Origin of the sequence: Streptococcus oralis, assembly GCF_002386345.1 — a bacterium.
Classification (GTDB): domain Bacteria; phylum Bacillota; class Bacilli; order Lactobacillales; family Streptococcaceae; genus Streptococcus; species Streptococcus oralis_S.
In genome coordinates, this window is the sequence record NZ_CP023507.1 from 1,569,959 (window position 1) to 1,589,849 (window position 19,891).

A 19,891-nucleotide genomic window follows, 5' to 3' on the forward strand; every position below is an offset into this window, starting at 1 on the left:
AATAATCTCCTAAACCTTCATAATTAAAACCATTATATCATAAACCAACAATAAATGCCATTTATTCATTATAGTTAAGCGTTTTTATTTATACCTTTTTTCCAAAAAAAATTTAGGTCATTTACTCGTTTTTAGTTTAACGGATACAAAAACAAGGCTCCTGAATAGGAAACCTTGTTCTCATCTTATTTTACGTGGTTTTCAAACTCTTTTTGGCTCTTTTCGATAGCTCTTTTACTTTCTGCTTCCCACTTAGCCTTGGCTTCATCAAATTGTTTCTTGGTAACAGGGTCTTTTTGTAATCTCATGTACTTATAATTATTTCCGTCACCCTTGATTCCCACTAGGGAGTAGGCACGTGTAAACGGAGTTACTTTGGTTACAGAGGCTGTACCACCATTTGACATAGCAGACATGACTAGAGAATTGTCAATCATCCAAGCTTGCGCTTCAGCGTATTTTTCATAACGCTTAGCGACATCTTTGTTCTCAGCATCTGCTTCTTTCAAGAGTTGTGTATAGGTATCGAGCCCCAAACTCTTAATGAGCTCTTGGTCTTCCTTGGCATCAAGACCAAAAATCTTGAGATAGAAGCCAGTTTCAGCATTGAAGGGATCTAGATAAGTTGATGGATCCTGGTAATCACCAACCCAACCATCAAAGTTTAGGTCGTAGTCACGAGCTGCTGGATTTGGTGCTAGGAAGGCAACATTTCCAAAGTCATCTGTAGAAAGCTGTTGAACATCAATGACGATATTGTCAGAACCTAGTACTGTTTCAAGGGTTTGTTTAACCGAGTTCATACCAGAAACCGCATTTTTATTTGTCTGATCAACAGGGACATCCAAATGGATTGGGAAAGTCACGCCTTGGGCTTCTAATTCCTTTTTAGCTTCCGCAAATTTTGCTTGGGCCTTTTCCTTATTGAAGTAAGCATCTTGAGCGTCTGCTAAATTGATGCCTGACCACTCAGTTCCGTAGTTCACAAGCTTAGAAGCTGTTACTTCTCCAAAGGTCTTGTCTCCCACCTGGACAAATGTTGGGGGAACCAGAGTATTACGAAGGGTTTTGCTCGCTGCTTCTTCACCGTTAGATTGAGCAGAGTAGGCTGTTCGATCAATTCCAAAGTTGATAGCCTGACGGAATTTTTTATTTAAGATAGCTGTTTGAGCTGATTTCTTTTGTTCGTCCGTTGTTTTAGCGGTATGATTATAGGTTTTGCGGTTGACGTTAAAGTTAAAGTACCAAGATGTCTTGTCTTGTAAGCTATAGACGATATTGTCTTGGTATTTTTCTTTTGTCTTAGCATAATTCGAACTGTTTGGATAGACTCCTGCAATCGAGTAAGCACCACTTTCAAAGTTTCGAATGGTCATCTCCTGATCTGACCCATCAAAGTAGGCTAACTTAACTTTTTCAATGGTTACTTTATCATGGTCATAATAGTGTGGATTCTTCACATATTCGATCGAAGATTTTGATGTGAAATCTTTTAACAGATATGGACCGTTATAAAGGATGCTGTCTGGTGTCAAGGTACCAAAGTCTTTATCTTTTGATTTCAAAAACTCTTCGTTGACTGGGAAAAGAATACTATTGGTTGTCTTAGAGTTCCAATAAGGTTCTGGTCGTGTCAAAGTGTACTCAACCGTATAGTCATCCAAGGCTTTGACACCAACAGTTGAAAAGTCATTGGTCACACCCGTCACATAGTCATTCAATCCCTTGATTGAATTTTGAATCAGATCCATGGCTTGCCCCTTGTTGTCCGCAGCATATTTGATCCCAGTGACAAAATCCTGAGCTTTGACTGAAGCGTATTCCTCACCATCAGCCGTATACCACTTGGCATCTTTTCTAAGCTTGTAGGTATAGGTCAAACCATCTGATGAAACAGACCAATCCTCCGCAAGAGCAGGTACGAGGTTCCCATAGCTGTCATTTTCTAGCAATCCATCTACGAGATTGGTAATAACGGCAGTGTTATCTGCATAATAATCTAGAAGATAGTTAAAAGTTGTTGGATTCGCACTAAATGTTGATGAATAAGTGCTAGTATCTGTGTTGGACTGTCCACATGCAGAGAGCAAAATCCCTGTCGCTAAGACAAGACCTGTCCCGATTAGTCTTTTTTTCAGTTTGATCATCATTCACTCCTTTATGTCACTTTTTATAACATAACCATATTTTATCAAATTTATTCAAAAATGTAAAGTTACTGCCTTTATGACAACTGGTGTCTCAAAACAAAAAAGAAGCACAGTTTCCTGCAACTTCCTTTTCTGTTTATAGATTACTTGACGTGTTTTTCAAGTTCTTTTTGGTATTTGGCATTTGTCTCGATTTTTTCTTGTTGCCATTTCTTGAAGGCTTCTTCGTATTCTTTTGCAGTCACAACGTCATTTTGCAATTCCAATCCTTTGAATACAAATGGGTCTCCCTTGATCCCGACTTGAGAGTAAGCTTTTGTAAATGGTACAGTACGGCTAACCGTTGGAGAACCACCTGAAGAAGCAACTGGGATTAAAAGTGAACTATCCGATACCCAAGCTTGAGCTTTAGCATATTTTTCATAACGCTTATTAAGGTCGCTGGTTTCAGCTGCAGCGTCATCCAAGAGTTTCTTGTATTCGTCCAGTCCAACTTGAGCCATCACTTCTGGATCTTTTCCGCGATTGATCCCCAAGTGTTTAAGGGCAGAACCCTTCTTAGCATCAAGGATGTTGAGGTAGGTAGCCGGGTCTTGATAATCTGGTCCCCAACCAGTTCCGTTCAAGTCATAGTCTTTTTGGGATGGAACCTTGGCTTGAGATGTAATGCTCATTTTCTCATTATCTGTCATTTGAAGGACATCGACAATGACATTTTCAGTACCAAGTGATGATTCGATAGACTGCTTGAGTGAGTTAGTTTGTTGAACCGCGATTACATCTGTTTGTTCAACCGGGATATCCAAATGGATTGGGAAGGTAACCCCCTTGCCCTGCAATTCTTCCTTGGCTTTAGCAAAGGCTGCCTTAGCTTTTTCAGGACTGTAAATCGTATCCTTGCCATCTGTAAGGGCTACATCTTTCCACTGGTCTCCATATGAAACGAGCTCTGCCTGTGCCAACTCTCCAAAGGTTTTTTCACCCACTTGAACGTAGTCATGTGGCACTAGGCTGTTACGGATAATCTTGTCCGCACCTTCTTCACCATTCAACTGAGCAGTATAAGAATGACGATCAAGGGCAAAGTTCAGCGCCTGACGGAAGTTCTTGTTGAGAAGAGCTTCTTTCGTTGATGTTTTTTGAGCTTCGTCTGTTTTAGCTGTTTTATTGTAAGATTGGCGGTTTACGTTAACAGTGAGGTAGTAGCTTGTCGCTTCTTGTGGACTGTAAACAATCTTATCGCCGTACTCTTGTTTAGTTGACTCAAAATTTGAACTTGTCGGGAAGAGACGAGCTGTTGTATAAGCTCCTTGTGTAAAGCTACGAATCAAGGATTCTTGGTCTGATCCATCGTAGAAAGTTAGTTTAATATTGTCAATCTTGACATTGTCCTTATCCCAGTAGTTTGGATTCTTTTCATATTCAATGACTGATTTTGAAGTCAATGATTTCAAGAAATAAGGACCATTATATAGGATACCTGATGGGGTTGGTGCACCGTAGTCGCTCCCTTTAGAATTCAAAAATTCTTCATTAACTGGGAGCATGGTTGCAGTTGTGACCTTAGAGTTCCAGAAACTCTCTGGTTTGTTGAGCGTATATTCTACCGTATAATCATCAACAGCCTTAACTCCTACGGTAGAGAAATCATTGCTCTCACCACTAACATACTCTGCCAAACCTTTGATAGAATCCTGAATCAAAGAAAGACCATCTGATTTTCCGTCAGCGGCATGTTTAAGCCCAGTAACAAAGTCTTTAGCTTTAACTTCAGCGTATTCTTCCCCATCAGAAGTATACCATTTTACACCCTTACGAAGTTTGTAGGTGTAAGTCAAACCATCCTTTGAAACAGACCAGTCTTCTGCAAGTGATGGAATTAAGTTCCCATACTTGTCATTTTCCAAAAGACCATCAACAACGTTTGCTATAACGTCAGAAGTTGAGCTCTTGCTCGTCACACTATAGTCCAAAGAAGATGGATCCATAGCATAGACATAAGAGAATGTCTTGGGAGCATCCGCTTTCTTTTCACTTTGCCCACAAGCAGTTAACAGTAGGGCCGCACTCAAAACAGCACCTGCTCCTAAGAGCCACTTTTTCGATTTCATAAGTAATCTCCTTAAAGATAGTGTTTTCACCATTATACCCTATTTTTTCATAAAAGCAAGAACTTTCGCCAGATTTTTTAGAAAATTCTAACAAATATTTTTTAAAGGTTTTTCTATATATTTTTCAACAAAAGAACCCCAAGCATCAAAGGCTTGAGGTTCACTTATTTTAATCCGCTAGTTCCACACAAAAGGCATCCCATGGAGCCAAGGTTTGTTTTTCAACTGCTTCTTTAGCAGTAGTGTTTTCAATCAAGATTGACTTAACTCTTCCTTCTACTGAAAAGTTTTGTTTTTCATTGGACAAGTTAGCCACAACTAGGAAGCGGCGCTCACCGTCCTTACGGATATAAGCAAAAACCTTATCAGCCGTATCAAGCAATTCAAAGTCAGCGCGAATCAGCCAACTGTTTTCCTTGCGGATTTGAACGAGTTTTTGATAGGTATAGAAAATAGATTCTGGATTTGCCAGTGCTTCTTGAACGTTGATTTTTTCGTAGTTTGGATTAACTGCCAACCACGGTTGACCTGTTGAGAAACCAGCATTTTGGCTCTCATTCCATTGCATTGGAGTACGGGCATTGTCGCGACCAATGATACGGATGCTGTCCATAATTTCCTCTAGCGGAACACTTTTTTTAAGAGCCTCACGCGCATAGTTGAGGGATTCAATATCTTCTACTTGATCCAGTGTTTCAAATGGATAGTTGGTCATCCCGATCTCCTCACCTTGGTAAATATAAGGCGTTCCTCTCATCAAATGAAGCAGGATTGCAAAGACTTTGGCAGATTTTTCACGGTATTCTTGGTCATTTCCCCAGATGGAGACGATACGAGGAAGGTCATGGTTATTCCAGAAGAGGGAATTCCAGCCATCTTCAACTCCCAGCTCTGTCTGCCATTTGTTGAAAATCTCTTTTAACTTCCCTACATTTAACTCTTTTTGATAGTGCCACTTAGGTTGCCCTTCCTGATACTGAAGACAGATGTGTTCAAACTGGAAAACCATTGACAATTCTTGTCCTTTTGGATCCGAGTAGAGCTTAGCAATCTCTGGCGTTGCTCCCCAGGTCTCTCCTACTGTCAAGAGATTCTTATCTCTAAAGGTCCCCTGATTCATTTCCTTGAGATAGGGATGGAGCATGGGACCATTATTCACTACCTTCTCATCAGGAATCTTGCCAATCATGTCAATAACATCCATACGGAAACCGCCAATCCCTTTATCAATCCAGTAGTTCATCATCTCATAAATTTTTTGGCGCAGTTTTTCATTCTCCCAGTTGAGATCGGGCTGTTTCTTGCTGAAAAAGTGAAGATAGTATTGACCCGACTTTTCATCGTATTCCCAAGCAGACCCACTAAAGATAGACTCCAAATCATTAGGCTCATCCCGCCAGATATAGTAGTCTCGCTCGGGGCTATCAGGATTTTCACAGGCCTCGACAAACCAGGCGTGTTCATCCGAGGTATGATTGACCACCAAGTCCATGATAATTCGAATGTCACGCTTCTTAGCTTCAGCGATCAATTCATCCATATCCTCCATAGTTCCGAAAATAGCAGCAATCGCTTGATAATCAGCAATATCATAACCATTATCATCCATAGGACTGTCATAAACGGGAGAAAGCCAAATCGCTGTAATCCCTAGTTTGGCTAGATAGTCTAACTTACTCGTAATTCCTGGCAAATCACCAATTCCATCTCCATTACTATCCATAAAACTCTTTGGATAGACTTGATAGACTACGGCATTGTGCCACCATTTTTCTTGCATCTGTTTACCTCATTATTTTAATAATCTATAGTCTATGATAGCGCTTTTTTGAACATAGTGCAAGCGTTTGCCTAATCTTTTTGATTTCTTTTTTGACTCCGTAGTTTCCTAACTTCCAATTTTTTATTATAATAGAGGTCAGAGGTAAAAAAATGAAAAAACAAGCTTTTAGTTCTGAACAATATTTGAATCTACAGCGCGACCACATCTTAGAGCGCATTAATCAATTTGACGGCAAGCTCTACTTGGAGTTTGGTGGTAAAATGTTAGAAGATTTCCACGCTGCTCGTGTTCTTCCTGGTTATGAGCCTGACAATAAAATCAAGCTCTTGCAAGAATTGAAAGAGCAGATTGAAGTTGTGATTGCTATTAATGCTAGCAATATCGAGCACTCTAAAGCACGTGGTGACTTGGGCATTTCTTATGACCAAGAAGTTCTTCGTTTGATTGACAAATTCAATGAACTGGGAATCTTTGTCGGTTCTGTTGTCATCACACAATACGCCGGACAACCCGCTGCAGATGCCTTCCGAAACCAGCTCGAGAAAAATGGAATTGATTCTTATCTTCATTATCCAATCAAAGGATACCCGACGGATATGGACCACATCATTTCTCCCGAAGGTATGGGAAAAAACGACTACATCAAAACCAGTCGCAACTTGATTGTCGTAACCGCTCCTGGACCTGGTTCTGGAAAATTGGCAACTTGTATGTCCAATATGTACCACGACCAACTCAACGGTATCAAGTCTGGCTACGCTAAATTTGAAACCTTCCCAGTCTGGAATCTGCCCCTTCATCATCCAGTCAATTTGGCCTACGAGGCTGCAACCGCAGACCTTGACGATGTCAACATGATTGACCCTTTCCATCTCCAAACCTACGGAGAAACCACTGTCAATTACAACCGTGATATCGAAATTTTCCCAGTGCTCAAACGTATGTTGGAACGCATTCTCGGTGAGTCTCCATACGCTTCACCAACAGACATGGGTGTCAACATGGTTGGTTTTGCTATTACTGATAATGAAGCTGCTATCGAAGCTTCTAAACAAGAAATCATCCGTCGCTATTATCAAACTGTTCTTGATTTTAAAGCTGAAAAAGTCGGAGAAACTGCTGTCAAGAAGATTGAACTTCTCATGAACGATCTCGGTATCACACCTGCAGACCGTCAGGTTGCTGTCGCAGCACGTCAAAAGGCTGAAGAAACCGGTGGTCCTGCCCTAGCTCTTGAATTACCATCTGGTGACATTGTCACTGGTAAAAACTCTGAACTCTTTGGTCCTACAGCTGCTGCCTTGATCAATGCTATTAAAAAATCAGCTGACATCGCTAAGGAAGTGAAACTAATCGAGCCTGAAGTCGTCAAACCAATTCAAGGTCTTAAAATCAATCATCTAGGTAGCCGCAATCCGCGCCTGCATTCAAATGAAATCCTGATTGCTCTTGCAATCACAGCTATGGAAAATCCTGATGCTGCGCGCGCAATGAAAGAACTGGGTAACCTCAAAGGAAGTGAAGCTCACTCAACCATCATCTTAACTGATGAAGACAAGAACGTCCTTCGCAAGCTAGGCATCAACGTAACCTTTGACCCATACTACCAATACGATCGCTTGTATCGCAAATAAAAACTCAAACCTCTCCTTTCTTGGAGAGGTTTTCTCTCTATCTCAAGAGCACCCTTTATGATATAATGAAGGAAGAAAACTGAAAGGATTTACCATGTCAAAAGAAGTTATTGTCGAAAGTTTTGAACTAGACCACACCATTGTTAAAGCACCCTATGTCCGCTTGATTGGGGAAGAAACAGGGCCAAAGGGAGATGTCATCTCCAACTTTGATATTCGCTTGGTGCAACCAAATGAAGACTCTATCCCTACCGCTGGCCTTCACACGATCGAGCACCTCTTGGCCAAACTCATCCGTACCCGCATTGACGGCATGATTGACTGCTCACCATTTGGTTGCCGTACAGGCTTCCACATGATTATGTGGGGACGCCATACCAGCGCTGAGATTGCAGCTGTTATCAAGGATTCGCTCAAAGAAATTGCTGAAACCACTACTTGGGAAGATGTTCCTGGAACAACCATCGAATCTTGCGGAAACTACAAGGACCACAGCCTCTTTTCTGCTAAAGAATGGGCGAAACTCATTCTGGAACAAGGAATCTCAGATGATGCCTTTGAGCGCCATGTCATCTAAACACAAAAAGGAACCAGCTTTTTAGCTAGTTCCTTCTTTTTTATTCTCAAAATTTTGTCTTATACTCAATGAAAATCAAAGAGCAAACTAGGAAACTAGCCGCAGGCTGTACTTGAGTACGGCAAGGCGACGTTGACGTGGTTTGAATTTGATTTTCGAAGAGTATTAGGCTTTTTCACGAATAACTAAACCACCATCTTCCATATCTGCTTCCAGATGTTTAGCATCTAGATGATCCAAGTGGAAGTCTGTCACCTTATCACGAATTTGTTGTTCAACCACGCGACGGAGAGGACGAACACCCATAACTTCGTCATAGCCTTCTTCTGTGATAAAGTCCTTAGCCGCTTGGCTGACTTCTAAATTAATGTCTTTCTTAGCCAAGGTTTGGTTGACTTCCGCCAACATCAAGTCCACAATCTTAGAAAGGTCCTCCTTATTCAAGTGTGAGAACTCGATAACTGCATTAAAGCGGTTAAGGAACTCTGGGCGGAAGAATGGTTTCAAACGATCCATCAATTCTGGTTTGTCAGCATCTTCTGTCAAGTTGGCTTCATAACCAAATCCAGCATTTGATGTCGCGATAATGACCGTGTTCTTGAAGTTCACTGTATTTCCTTGACCATCAGTCAAACGACCATCATCCAATACTTGGAGGAGAAGGGTGATTACTTGAGGATCAGCCTTTTCAATTTCGTCCAAGAGAATGATAGAGTAAGGATTACGACGAACACGTTCTGTCAAGGTATTGCTATTGTCATCATACCCCACATAACCTGCTGTTGTACCAATTAACTTAGATACGGCTGTGCGGTCACTGTATTCAGACATATCCAAGCGGATAATCGCATCCTTGGTACCAAACATATCCAATGCCAATTGCTTAGCAAGCTCCGTCTTACCAACTCCAGTAGGCCCTACAAAGAGGAAGCTACCGATTGGGCGATTGCCTTCATCAAATCCTGCACGGTTACGACGGATAGCACGAGCTACTGCTTCTACTGCCTTATCTTGGCCAATTACCTTGTGTTCCAAGCGATGAGCCATATCTTTTAGGCGTTCGATATCAGATGCCCCCATTTGAGAAACTGGGATACCAGTCATACGCTCTACGGACTCAGCCACATCGTTGATGCTTGCAGTCACTTTCATGTCTTCTGTGTGGTTTTCGACTTTTTTCTCTAATTCTGCAATACGTGTTTTAGCATTGAGAGCTGCTTCAAAGTCTTCTGCCTCAACTGCTTTTTCTTGCTTGTCTTTTTCTGCCTCAATTTCCCGTTCAACAGCATGCACATCTGTTACAGGATGTTGAGCTGCCAAGTGAGCAGCCGTTACATCGACAAGGTCAATAGCTTTATCTGGCAAGCTGCGTTGTGGAATGTATTGGATGGAATAATCCACTGCTGCTTTCAAGACTTCGTCTGGCAAAATGACATTGTGGTGTTGTTGATAGAGGTCACGAATCCCTTGAAGGATTTTAAAAGTAACCTCTGCTGAAGGAGCATTAACCTTGACTTCGTTGAAACGACGAGCAAGAGCTGCATTCTTCAAGATGGTGTTACGGTATTCGTCTTGAGTCGTTGCCCCAATAACTGTCAACTCACCACGAGAGAGAGCTGGCTTGAGAATGTCCGCAAGCCCTTTAGATCCACTGTCTCCACCAGTGCTACCAGCACCGAGAATTTGGTGAATTTCATCAAAGAAGAGGATAATATTCCCTGCTTCTTTCACTTCATTGACTAGGTTTTGAACGTTTTCTTCAAAGCTACCACGGTATTGAGTTCCAGCCTCAAGACCTGAGATATCAATAGAAATAATTTCCTTGTTCTTGATGGCAGCCGGAACATCTCCATTCACAATCGCTTGTGCTAGACCTTCGACAACGGCTGTCTTACCAACACCTGCATCTCCGACCAGAACAGGATTGTTTTTGGTACGACGTGAGAGGATTTCAGAAGTTTCTTGAATTTCCTTGTTTCGTCCGATAACAGGATCCAGCTTGCCCTCGCGAGCTTCCGCTGTCAAGTTACGACCTAGTTTAGCAAGGACACCGTCTTGTTTCATACCTGAAGCGTGTTGTTGCATTTGCACCTCAGATTCTGCATTTCCTGGTAATTTCCCAGTTGCACGATACTGAGCAAATTCCTCAGGTGTCACTTCTCGTCCATTAATCAAGTAGCGACGATTTTCAGAACTATATCCTCGCATACCACCCATCAATTGGTTAAATAAATCATCCATGTTGTTAAAGTTATTAAAGTTGTTGTTCATATTTTTTACCTCGTTTATTGTTTATTATTTGCAATCTCTGATATTGACTATCTTTGACCTTTGTTTTAAAAATTTTAGACTAGCTAACTAACTACTCTACGTATAATTTCTGGTTTTTCTTTCTTAAATAAGCCTTTTATCATCTTCTTTTCAAAATCTGTTAGATTTAACATAGGCCTCACCCCTTTCTAGGGTATCTATCATACATTTTCAATAAATAGAATCATTGAAAATGAAGTTTTCTAAGGAATTCATTTTCCTTATGCTTCTACTATATCACATTGGTCAGTAAAAGTCAACATCTTTTTGACCAAATTTGACTATTTTTTTAAAATTTTTTTGAAGTCTTGAATAGATAATGTAAGTACACAAAAAAGCCAGTCCTATAGACTAGCTTTCTTTTCATTCTAATTGAATCTTAGCTCAATGCGTCATCCATTGAAAGAACTTCGTGGAAGACACGTTGTGTCAATTCAGTTTTTTGTTCTGGAGTGAGGTATTTAGTGTTTACACAGTATCCAGAGATACGTACGATAACGTCTTCACCTGACATAATCTTTTCGTAAACATCGTTCAAGTCCATAACGTTCAAGTTAACGTGTTGTCCACCGTTTTCAAAGTAACCATCAAGGATTGTTACCAAGTTATCAACTTGTTCGTCACGAGTCTTACCAAGAGCACGTGGAGAAACTTGAGTTGTCAATGAGATACCATCAGCTGCGTAACCAAAGTCAAGGCTAGCAAGTGAGTTCAAGTTTTGCAACCATCCACCTTTAGCTTTGTTAGATGGGTTAGCACCTGGTGAGAAGAATTCAAGTTTAGACAAGTTCACAGAACCATCTTCGTTGAGGTATACACCTTTGTGGACTGGTGAGTTACCAGTTTGTTTAGAGTAAGCAACGTTAGATGTGATAGTCAAGAGTGATACTGTAGCTTCAGCGTCTTTGTAAAGTTTGTGGCTACGTAGACGAGTCGTGTAAGCTTCGATCAACCATTCAGCCAATTCGTTTGAACGAGGGTCATCTTCACCCCAACGTGGGTATTCACCGATTGTTTCGTAATCGTAGATGTAGCCATTTTCATCACGGATTGGTTTAACAGTAGCGTACTTGATAGCTGACAATGTATCAACTGTATTAGCGAATCCACAGATACCGAATCCCATATTAGCGCGTTGTTTAGTTGGCAAGAAGGCCATTTGAACAGCTTCGTAGTTGTACTTGTCAGTCATGTAGTGGATGATGTTCAAAGCATCTACATAAGTGTCAGTCAACCAGTCAAGAGATTTTTCAAAGTTCGCTTTAACTGATTCGAATTCAAGAACTTCGTCACGGATAGGATCGATGTCAAATACTTTGTAGTCTTTGTGAACATCGTCGTAACCACCGTTCAAACCAGTAAGAAGGGCTTTAAGAACGTTTACACGAGCACCGAAGTACTGGATGTTGTGGCGTTGATCTTCGTTTTCTGGGTCAAGTGGTGACACACAGCATGAGATACAGCTCATTTCTCCGTATCCGTCTTTAGCCATTGTTGTTACACCTTCGTATTGGATAGAAGAGTGTTTGTGGCTCATGTGCATACAGTAGCGACGGAAGTTGTATGGCAATTTGTCAGTCCAAAGAACTGTCAAGTTTGGCTCTGGAGAGTTACCGATATTGTCAAGAGTGTTCAAGAAACGGTAGTCCATCTTAGTAACACGGTGACGACCGTCGTTACCCATACCAGCCATAGAAGTTGTGATGAAGGTTGGGTCACCTGAGTACAATTGGTCATAAGCTTTTGTACGAGCAAATTTAACTGTACGAAGTTTCATAACGAAATCATCAACAAACTCTTGGATTTCTGATTCAGTAAATGTACCGCGAGCAAGGTCACGTTCTGCAAAGATGTCCAATACGATTGGCACACGTCCTAGAGATGTAGCAGCACCGTTAATAACACGGCAGACAGCCATGAAGGCGATGTTAACCCATTGGATGGCTTCTTTCGTGTTCATCGCTGGTTTGCGGACATCAACTCCGTAAAGGTCACCCAAGCGAACAACTTGTTGCAATGCTTGGTATTGAAGGTTTACTTCTTCACGAAGACGGATTGTTTCTTCATCGATTTCTTTAATCGCATTCCAGTCGTTTACTTTTTCTTGCATCAAGTAGTCAGCACCGTAAAGAGCAAGACGTGCGTAAACACCGATGATACGTCCACGTGAGTAGGCATCTGGAAGACCAGTTACAGTGTGAGCGTGACGAGCGCGACGGATATTTGAAGTATAGGCACGGAAGATACCGTCGTTAACTGTTGTTACGTATTTAGTGAAGATTTCGTGAACAGCTGGATCTGGTTCGTATCCATTTTCTTTCAAAGTAGTTTCAGCCATACGGATACCACCTTTTGGCATGAAGTTCAATTTGAAGAGTTCATCGTTTTGGATACCAAAAATCACTTCGTTTTCTTTGTCGATAAATCCAGCAGGAATATCAGCAATAGATGTTGGACGAGTGTCCATTGGGAAACGAGTTTCTTCGTAGTGTGCTTTTGTTTCTTCTACGATTTTTTTGATGTGAAGTGAACGTTCTGTTGGTCCAGCAAGGAAACTTTCATCTCCATCGTAAGGTGTGTAGTTAGCTTGAACGAAGCGAGAAATACTTGCTTTTTCTTTCCAATCTACGCCTTTGAAGCCTTCCCAAGCTTTATCAAAAATATCTTGTGCTTCAACAACTGTCTTAACAACCATGTTAATGTCCTCATTTTTCTTTCTAGTAACAGCCATCTGTTACATTCATGAGACAAGTATACCACACAGTAACCGATTTCAACAAGCGAAATCCGGCTTTTTTGTTACTTTCTTTTCTAATACAGTCTAATTTTAGGCACAATCTGTATTATATTTTTGAAAGTAGGATTACTCTTTTCCATTTTTTCAGAAAAAAAGGTATAATGAATAGAAAATGACACTAGAAAGGGATTGAAATGCTCATATTTCCATTGATAAATGATTTGTCCAGAAAAATCATCCATATCGACATGGATGCCTTTTTTGCTGCGGTGGAAATAAGAGATAATCCCAAGTTAAAGGGCAAACCTGTCATTATCGGAAGCGACCCTAGACAAACAGGTGGTCGAGGTGTCGTTTCTACCTGTAGCTATGAGGCGCGGGCTTTTGGTGTTCATTCAGCCATGAGCTCTAAAGAAGCTTATGAGCGCTGTCCCCAAGCTGTCTTTATCTCAGGAAATTATGAAAAGTATAAGACTGTAGGACTTGAGATTCGAGCTATTTTTAAACGCTACACTGATTTGATTGAACCTATGAGTATTGACGAAGCCTACTTAGATGTGACGGAAAATAAACTCGGTATCAAGTCTGCAGTCAAAATAGCCCGCCTCATCCAACAAGATATCTGGCAGGAGCTACACCTGACTGCTTCTGCAGGTGTTTCCTATAACAAATTCTTAGCTAAAATGGCTAGTGACTATCAAAAACCACATGGTTTGACAGTGATTCTCCCAGATCAAGCCCAAGACTTCCTCAAACAAATGGACATTGCTAAATTTCATGGCGTGGGCAAAAAAACAGTTGAACGCCTTCATGAAATGGGCATTTATACTGGTGCAGACTTATTGGATGTCTCAGAAGTCACTTTAATCGATCGGTTCGGCAGACTCGGTTATGAGCTTTATCGAAAGGCAAGGGGCATTCATAACTCACCGGTCAAGTCCGATCGCATTCGTAAGTCCATTGGCAAGGAAAAAACCTACGGAAAGATCCTACAAGTAGAAGAAGACATTAAAAAAGAGCTGACTCTTCTCTCCGAAAAGGTAGCTCACAATCTCAGCAAGCAGGACAAAGCTGGAAAAATCATTATCCTCAAAATACGATATGCTGACTTCTCCACTCTGACTAGACGAAAAAGCCTCCCACAAGCTACACAGGACGCTAGTCAGATTTCTCAAACCGCCCTTCAACTCTACGAAGAGCTAGCTGAAAAAGAAAAAGGTATCCGTTTACTAGGAATTACGGTGACAGGATTTTAAAAAGCTTGAAGGAAACTTCCCTCAAGCTTTTTTCTTATACAAACAAACGCACAAAACTATAGAGCAACAAGACACTACCGAGTACGATACGGTATTTACCAAAGAGTGTAAAGTCGTGTTTCTTCACATAGCTGGTCAAGAAACGAATAGCAACCATGCTGACTCCAAAGGCAACACCCATGGCTACAAGAAGTAAGAATAGTTGACCAAAACTCAAAAGTTGACCTGCTTTGATAAATTTGAAAATCTTTAAAGCACTAGCTCCGAACATAACAGGAATTCCGAGATAGAAGGTAAACTCTGTTACGACTGAGCGGCTTGTTCCATTCAACAAACCACCAACGATAGTCGCACCTGAACGGCTCGTTCCCGGGAAGAGGGCGAGGACTTGGAAGAGCCCAATGTAAAGGGCTGTTTTATAAGGCAACTTGTCAAGCTCTGTTACTGTTGGTTCAATGGCTTGCGCCTTATTTCGTTTTTCAAGGTAGATAAAGGCAACCCCATAGATAATCAACATGATTGCAACTGAAACCATGTTATGGAAGTTGGCATCAAACCAATCATCTAATTTAAAAACCAATAGCAAAGGCAAGGTCGCAACCAAGACTTTTGACCACAATTGCCAAGTTCTACGAACTTCGACCTTAGTTTTACCAGGTTTGAAGGGATTAAGCTTATTAAAGTAAATGACCATAACTGCTAAAATGGCACCAAGCTGAATGACAACATTAAACATGGACATGAAGGCTTCATTTTGGTCCTTGTATTGTACAAATTCTTCAACCAAGATCAAGTGGCCAGTACTTGAAATGGGCAACCATTCTGTAATTCCTTCAACAATCCCAAAAAAGATTGACTTCAAAATTTCAATAAAATACATACATTACTCCTTTTTCTGTCCTCTATTATAGCATAATTTCAGATGTTGCGATAGATTTTTTAGAAGGCGCCGATGCTACCACCGCCTCCGCCTCCTGAGAATCCTCCACCTGAACTTCCACTTCCAGAAGATACAGAGTAATTGCTAGCTGTATTTGCGACAGCTGTATATTGCTTGATTTGTGCAGTTGAGGTGTAGAACTGTGAGTGCCAACCATAGGCTACATAAAGATTCAAATCTGGATTTTCAAGCTGAATATGGCGAACTTTCATTAACTTGCTCACCTTCTTGGCATAACCAAAGAGAGTCGCATAGACCAATAGACGGTTCCAAAGGACGATGCTCTCTAGCTCGGCCTGATCCAGATGAGCGATGTCGCGAAGCATATTTTCAAAACTCGTCCAGAGATAGAAGATCTCCGCTCCTTCCTCTGTTAGAACTCCATCGCGATAGGCTCCTCGCGTGGCAAGGTAAACCCAGAAACTAGTCCCTAATCCTGTCAATCCTAAGAGTAGAAATGGGATCGAAAAGAAACCATGTGTTTGCCAGCTATAGTAAAAGAATAGCAGTCCACCTAGAGCTGTTATGGCTGAACAGACCCGCATCCCGAGAGCAAGGCGACGTTCCTCACTTGTCAAGGGACGATAGTAGCTTGGGATACGAAGTACATGGACCTTATCCTTGACACAAGACTGAATGCGTTGAAGTCTTCCTTCAAAGGAGCGTTTGAGACGCGAGCCTGTTTCTCGGATATGTTTTTCATCTGACTCTTTGGCACCACGGTAAAGGGAAGATGAAACTTGGTAATCAGGGAAGAGCTCTGAAATAGCCAATTCTTTCTTATTTGACAAAGTCATGCGCAGGCATTCCTTCTCAAAATTGGACAAACCCTTTTCACTGATAATGCGCACATAAGGTTCCTCATCCCCTTGGAAAATAGATAAATGGCCTCGATCTACTAAATCCAACAAGGTTGCCTGAATCAAACGTTCAAAAGTAAATTTACCAAACCCTGATTTGTTTAGGGGATTGACTTCCTCTAAGGAGGTTGAATACACTGCTTCTGCTAAAACCATCGGAGGCAAATCCATCGGTGGTTCGTAGAGTCGATGATCTTTTGGAAAGACCTTTTTAATGCTTGTACTCTGACGAAACATCCTATAGAAGAGAGGAACTAAAAGTAAGAGGCTCATAAAAATGACGGGGAACACCCATTTCATCATTATCTCACTTTGCGCTTTTTCTGTCGCTATATTGCTTTCAATCCGGTTAAAATCGGTTAAACGTTCTTCCTCTAATCCTTGATCTGGAGCTCCTGCAAAAGCACTTCTCAGCCAGTATGCGTGTAATTCGATCTGTCGCTTTCTAGGAAGGTCTTTCATTTTGACATGATAGAGATTATTTACTTTTTCAACACTAGAGTCCCTTAGGAGTTGACCTGCATGAAAATAGAGTTTCTCTGCTGGGGTATCAGAGCTAACTTTAAACTCAATCTCTTTGATGTCTCCAGTACTATCGGTCAAGGGTTGCCAATTTAGCTCTGCGATATCCTTATATAAGAAGAGAAGGTTGGTTAGTTTCCAGGTAACCGTTACCCGAACAGTATCTCCAGCATAGCCAGCATTGTAAATTTTTACCTTGTAGCCGTCCTCTTCCTCCATAGTATAGAAGGAAGCATTTTGAACAATTCTTCCATTTTTAGAAACCTGAACGGTCGGATCGGGATCAATGTCAAATCCTTCCGGCATTTTCCCAGCTTTCCCGAGTCCAACTAACTGACCATTATAATCATCTCCAAAGCGGTAGGTAATTGTTTCCTTAAAAATTGCAGTATTATCTGCATGAATATTCAAATCACCCTGATAGGATAAGATATCAAAGTCTACTGCAAAAACCAGACTCGGTATAAATAATAAATAAGCAAATACCAAAGCCAACAGCCATCTTTTTTTCATAATCGGTTCCCTTTCAATCTTTTTACCATTATATCATTTTTTATAAGTAAAGGCTTACTTGTATTGAAAATCTCACTATTTTTAGATACAATAGAGAGAGTCATTTTTAGACTAGAAATAGGAGAAAACATGAAAAAATTATGCTTATCTATCCTTGCTAGCCTAGCCCTTACCTTAGGACTAGTTAGCCAAGTCCAAGCCGACGAATATTTACGCATCGGGATGGAGGCAGCTTACGCTCCCTTCAACTGGACCCAAGACGACGATAGTAACGGCGCCGTCAAAATCGACGGTACCAACCAATATGCCAACGGCTACGATGTTCAAATTGCTAAAAAGATTGCCAAAGACCTTGGTAAGGAACCTTTGGTTGTGAAAACCAAATGGGAAGGACTTGTTCCAGCCCTTACTTCTGGCAAAATCGATATGATCATTGCCGGTATGAGCCCAACCGCTGAACGCAAACAAGAAATTGCTTTTTCAAGCAGTTACTATACTAGCGAACCGGTTCTATTGGTAAAAAAGGACTCTGCCTATGCAAATGCCAAATCTTTAGAGGACTTTAGTGGGGCAAAAATCACGTCTCAACAAGGTGTTTATCTTTATGACCTGATTTCCCAAATTCCAGATGCCAAAAAAGAAACAGCTATGGGTGACTTCGCCCAAATGCGTCAAGCTCTGGAGGCTGGTGTTATTGATGCCTATGTTTCTGAACGACCTGAAGCAATGACCGCTGAGTCTGCTAACGCTAAGTTCAAAATGATCCAACCTCAACCAGGTTTCAAAACTGGCGAAGAAGATACAGCTATTGCCATTGGACTTCGTAAAGATGACAGCCGCATCAGCCAAATCAATGCTAGCATCGAAACCATCTCTAAGGATGAACAAGTAGCCCTCATGGATCGTATGATCAAAGAGCAACCTGTGGAGTCTACAACAACAGAGGAAGAAAGTAGTTTCTTTAGCCAAGTCGCTAAGATACTTTCTGAAAACTGGCAACAACTCTTGCGTGGTGCTGGTATCACACTCTTAATCTCCATTATCGGAACCATCACAGGTCTCCTTATCGGACTTGCGATTGGGGTCTTCCGTACCGCTCCACTATCTGAGAACAAGGCAATCTATGGCTTGCAAAAGCTACTTGGCTGGATCCTTAATGTCTATATCGAGATCTTCCGTGGTACACCAATGATTGTTCAATCCATGGTTATCTACTATGGAACTGCCCAAGCTTTCGGTATCAATCTTGACCGCACACTAGCTGCTATCTTCATCGTCTCAATCAATACGGGTGCCTACATGACAGAGATCGTCCGTGGTGGTATCCTAGCAGTTGACAAAGGACAGTTTGAAGCTGCAACTGCTCTTGGTATGACCCATAATCAAACCATGCGTAAGATTGTCCTACCTCAGGTTGTCCGCAATATTCTACCTGCTACTGGTAATGAGTTTGTCATCAACATCAAAGATACCTCCGTATTGAACGTTATTTCTGTTGTTGAGCTTTATTTCTCAGGAAATACTGTAGCAACACAAACCTATCAATACTTCCAGACCTTTACCATCATCGCCGTGATTTACTTTGTCCTCACCTTCACTGTGACCCGTATCCTACGCTTTATCGAACGTCGCATGGACATGGATACTTACACTACAGGTGCTAACCAAATGCAAACGGAGGATTTGAAAAAATGACACAAGCAATCCTTGAAATCAAACACCTCAAAAAATCCTATGGGCAAAACGAAGTGTTAAAAGACATTTCCCTCACCGTCCATAAAGGAGAGGTTATTTCCATCATCGGGAGCTCAGGAAGCGGAAAATCAACCTTCCTTCGTTCAATTAATTTACTCGAAACACCTACAGAGGGAGAGATTCTCTATCGAGGAGAAAATGTCTTAGAAAAAGGCTATAACCTCACCCATTATCGTGAAAAACTCGGTATGGTTTTCCAATCTTTCAATCTCTTTGAAAATCTGAATGTCCTTGAAAATACAATCGTCGCTCAGACGACTGTCCTTAAACGCGACCACTCTGAAGCTGAAAAAATTGCCAAAGAGAATCTCGAAAAAGTCGGTATGGGAGAACGTTACTGGCAAGCCAAGCCCAAACAACTCTCAGGGGGACAAAAACAACGCGTGGCTATCGCCCGCGCACTCTCCATGAATCCTGACGCCATTCTCTTCGACGAACCAACATCTGCCCTCGACCCTGAAATGGTCGGAGAAGTCCTCAAAATTATGCAGGATTTGGCTCAAGAGGGCTTGACCATGATCGTTGTAACCCACGAAATGGAGTTCGCTCGCGATGTTTCTCACCGTGTCATCTTTATGGATAAGGGCGTCATTGCTGAAGAAGGCAAACCAGAAGAACTCTTCACGAACCCTAAAGAAGAACGAACAAAAGAATTTCTTCAACGTTATCTCAGCTAATAAACAAAGACTGCATAAAGAATGCAGTCTTTTTAATTTGTAATTGTAAAGAAAAGGCAGACTCGA

General features: G+C 41.4%; 12 protein-coding genes. 5 read left to right on the plus strand and 7 right to left on the minus strand.

Translation table 11 applies throughout. From position 1 onward, the window contains the following. Nucleotides 1-185 precede the first annotated feature (185 nt). The 3 genes from CO686_RS07725 to CO686_RS07735 all read right to left on the minus strand — a co-directional run bounded on the left by CO686_RS07725 (nt 186) and on the right by CO686_RS07735 (nt 6,041). Nucleotides 186-2,147, minus strand: coding sequence for a peptide ABC transporter substrate-binding protein (locus CO686_RS07725; RefSeq protein WP_096753699.1), 1,962 nt, complete (start codon nt 2,145-2,147; stop codon nt 186-188). Between the two features lie 146 nt (nt 2,148-2,293). Next, nucleotides 2,294-4,261 carry a peptide ABC transporter substrate-binding protein gene (locus tag CO686_RS07730; RefSeq protein WP_053091098.1) on the minus strand — a complete coding sequence of 656 codons (1,968 nt, stop codon included), beginning with the start codon at nt 4,259-4,261 and terminating at the stop codon, nt 2,294-2,296. A 169-nt stretch (nt 4,262-4,430) separates the two neighbouring features. Then, complete coding sequence (locus CO686_RS07735; RefSeq protein WP_049550234.1) at nt 4,431-6,041, minus strand: glycoside hydrolase family 13 protein; 1,611 nt, start codon at nt 6,039-6,041, stop codon at nt 4,431-4,433. 152 nt (nt 6,042-6,193) lie between these two features. Between CO686_RS07735 and CO686_RS07740 the strand changes: the two genes are divergently transcribed. Next, complete coding sequence (locus tag CO686_RS07740) at nt 6,194-7,678, plus strand: DUF1846 domain-containing protein (RefSeq protein ID WP_049550233.1); 1,485 nt, start codon at nt 6,194-6,196, stop codon at nt 7,676-7,678. 94 nt (nt 7,679-7,772) lie between these two features. After that, complete coding sequence (locus CO686_RS07745) at nt 7,773-8,255, plus strand: S-ribosylhomocysteine lyase (protein ID WP_000032557.1); 483 nt, start codon at nt 7,773-7,775, stop codon at nt 8,253-8,255. Between the two features lie 165 nt (nt 8,256-8,420). Here CO686_RS07745 and CO686_RS07750 read toward each other — a convergent pair whose 3' ends face one another. Beyond that, nucleotides 8,421-10,526 (minus strand): ATP-dependent Clp protease ATP-binding subunit, encoded by a 2,106-nt coding sequence (locus CO686_RS07750; RefSeq protein ID WP_049500160.1) that lies wholly within the window; start codon nt 10,524-10,526, stop codon nt 8,421-8,423. A gap of 418 nt (nt 10,527-10,944) precedes the next feature. Continuing rightward, nucleotides 10,945-13,260 (minus strand): formate C-acetyltransferase, encoded by a 2,316-nt coding sequence (gene pflB, locus CO686_RS07755; RefSeq protein WP_000260621.1) that lies wholly within the window; start codon nt 13,258-13,260, stop codon nt 10,945-10,947. 236 nt (nt 13,261-13,496) lie between these two features. On the opposite strand from pflB, the gene dinB reads away from it, so the two are divergent. Continuing rightward, entirely contained in the window at nt 13,497-14,558 is a 1,062-nt protein-coding gene (gene dinB / locus CO686_RS07760) for a DNA polymerase IV (protein ID WP_049519458.1), read from the plus strand. 34 nt (nt 14,559-14,592) lie between these two features. On the opposite strand, the gene CO686_RS07765 is transcribed toward dinB, so the two are convergent. Both CO686_RS07765 and CO686_RS07770 read right to left on the minus strand, forming a co-directional pair. Then, the gene (locus CO686_RS07765) at nt 14,593-15,438 is read right to left on the minus strand and encodes an undecaprenyl-diphosphate phosphatase (RefSeq protein ID WP_061407999.1); all 846 of its coding nucleotides are present in this window, start codon (nt 15,436-15,438) and stop codon (nt 14,593-14,595) included. A gap of 59 nt (nt 15,439-15,497) precedes the next feature. Continuing rightward, the gene (locus CO686_RS07770; RefSeq protein WP_049550493.1) at nt 15,498-17,393 is read right to left on the minus strand and encodes a DUF2207 domain-containing protein; all 1,896 of its coding nucleotides are present in this window, start codon (nt 17,391-17,393) and stop codon (nt 15,498-15,500) included. Nucleotides 17,394-17,522: 129 nt separating this feature from the next. On the opposite strand from CO686_RS07770, the gene CO686_RS07775 reads away from it, so the two are divergent. Further along, nucleotides 17,523-19,088 (plus strand): ABC transporter substrate-binding protein/permease, encoded by a 1,566-nt coding sequence (locus CO686_RS07775; protein WP_049500153.1) that lies wholly within the window; start codon nt 17,523-17,525, stop codon nt 19,086-19,088. Continuing rightward, nucleotides 19,085-19,825 (plus strand): amino acid ABC transporter ATP-binding protein, encoded by a 741-nt coding sequence (locus CO686_RS07780; protein WP_000189490.1) that lies wholly within the window; start codon nt 19,085-19,087, stop codon nt 19,823-19,825. The genes CO686_RS07775 and CO686_RS07780 overlap by 4 nt, the downstream gene beginning before the upstream one ends. The last annotated feature ends 66 nt before the right edge of the window (nt 19,826-19,891 follow it).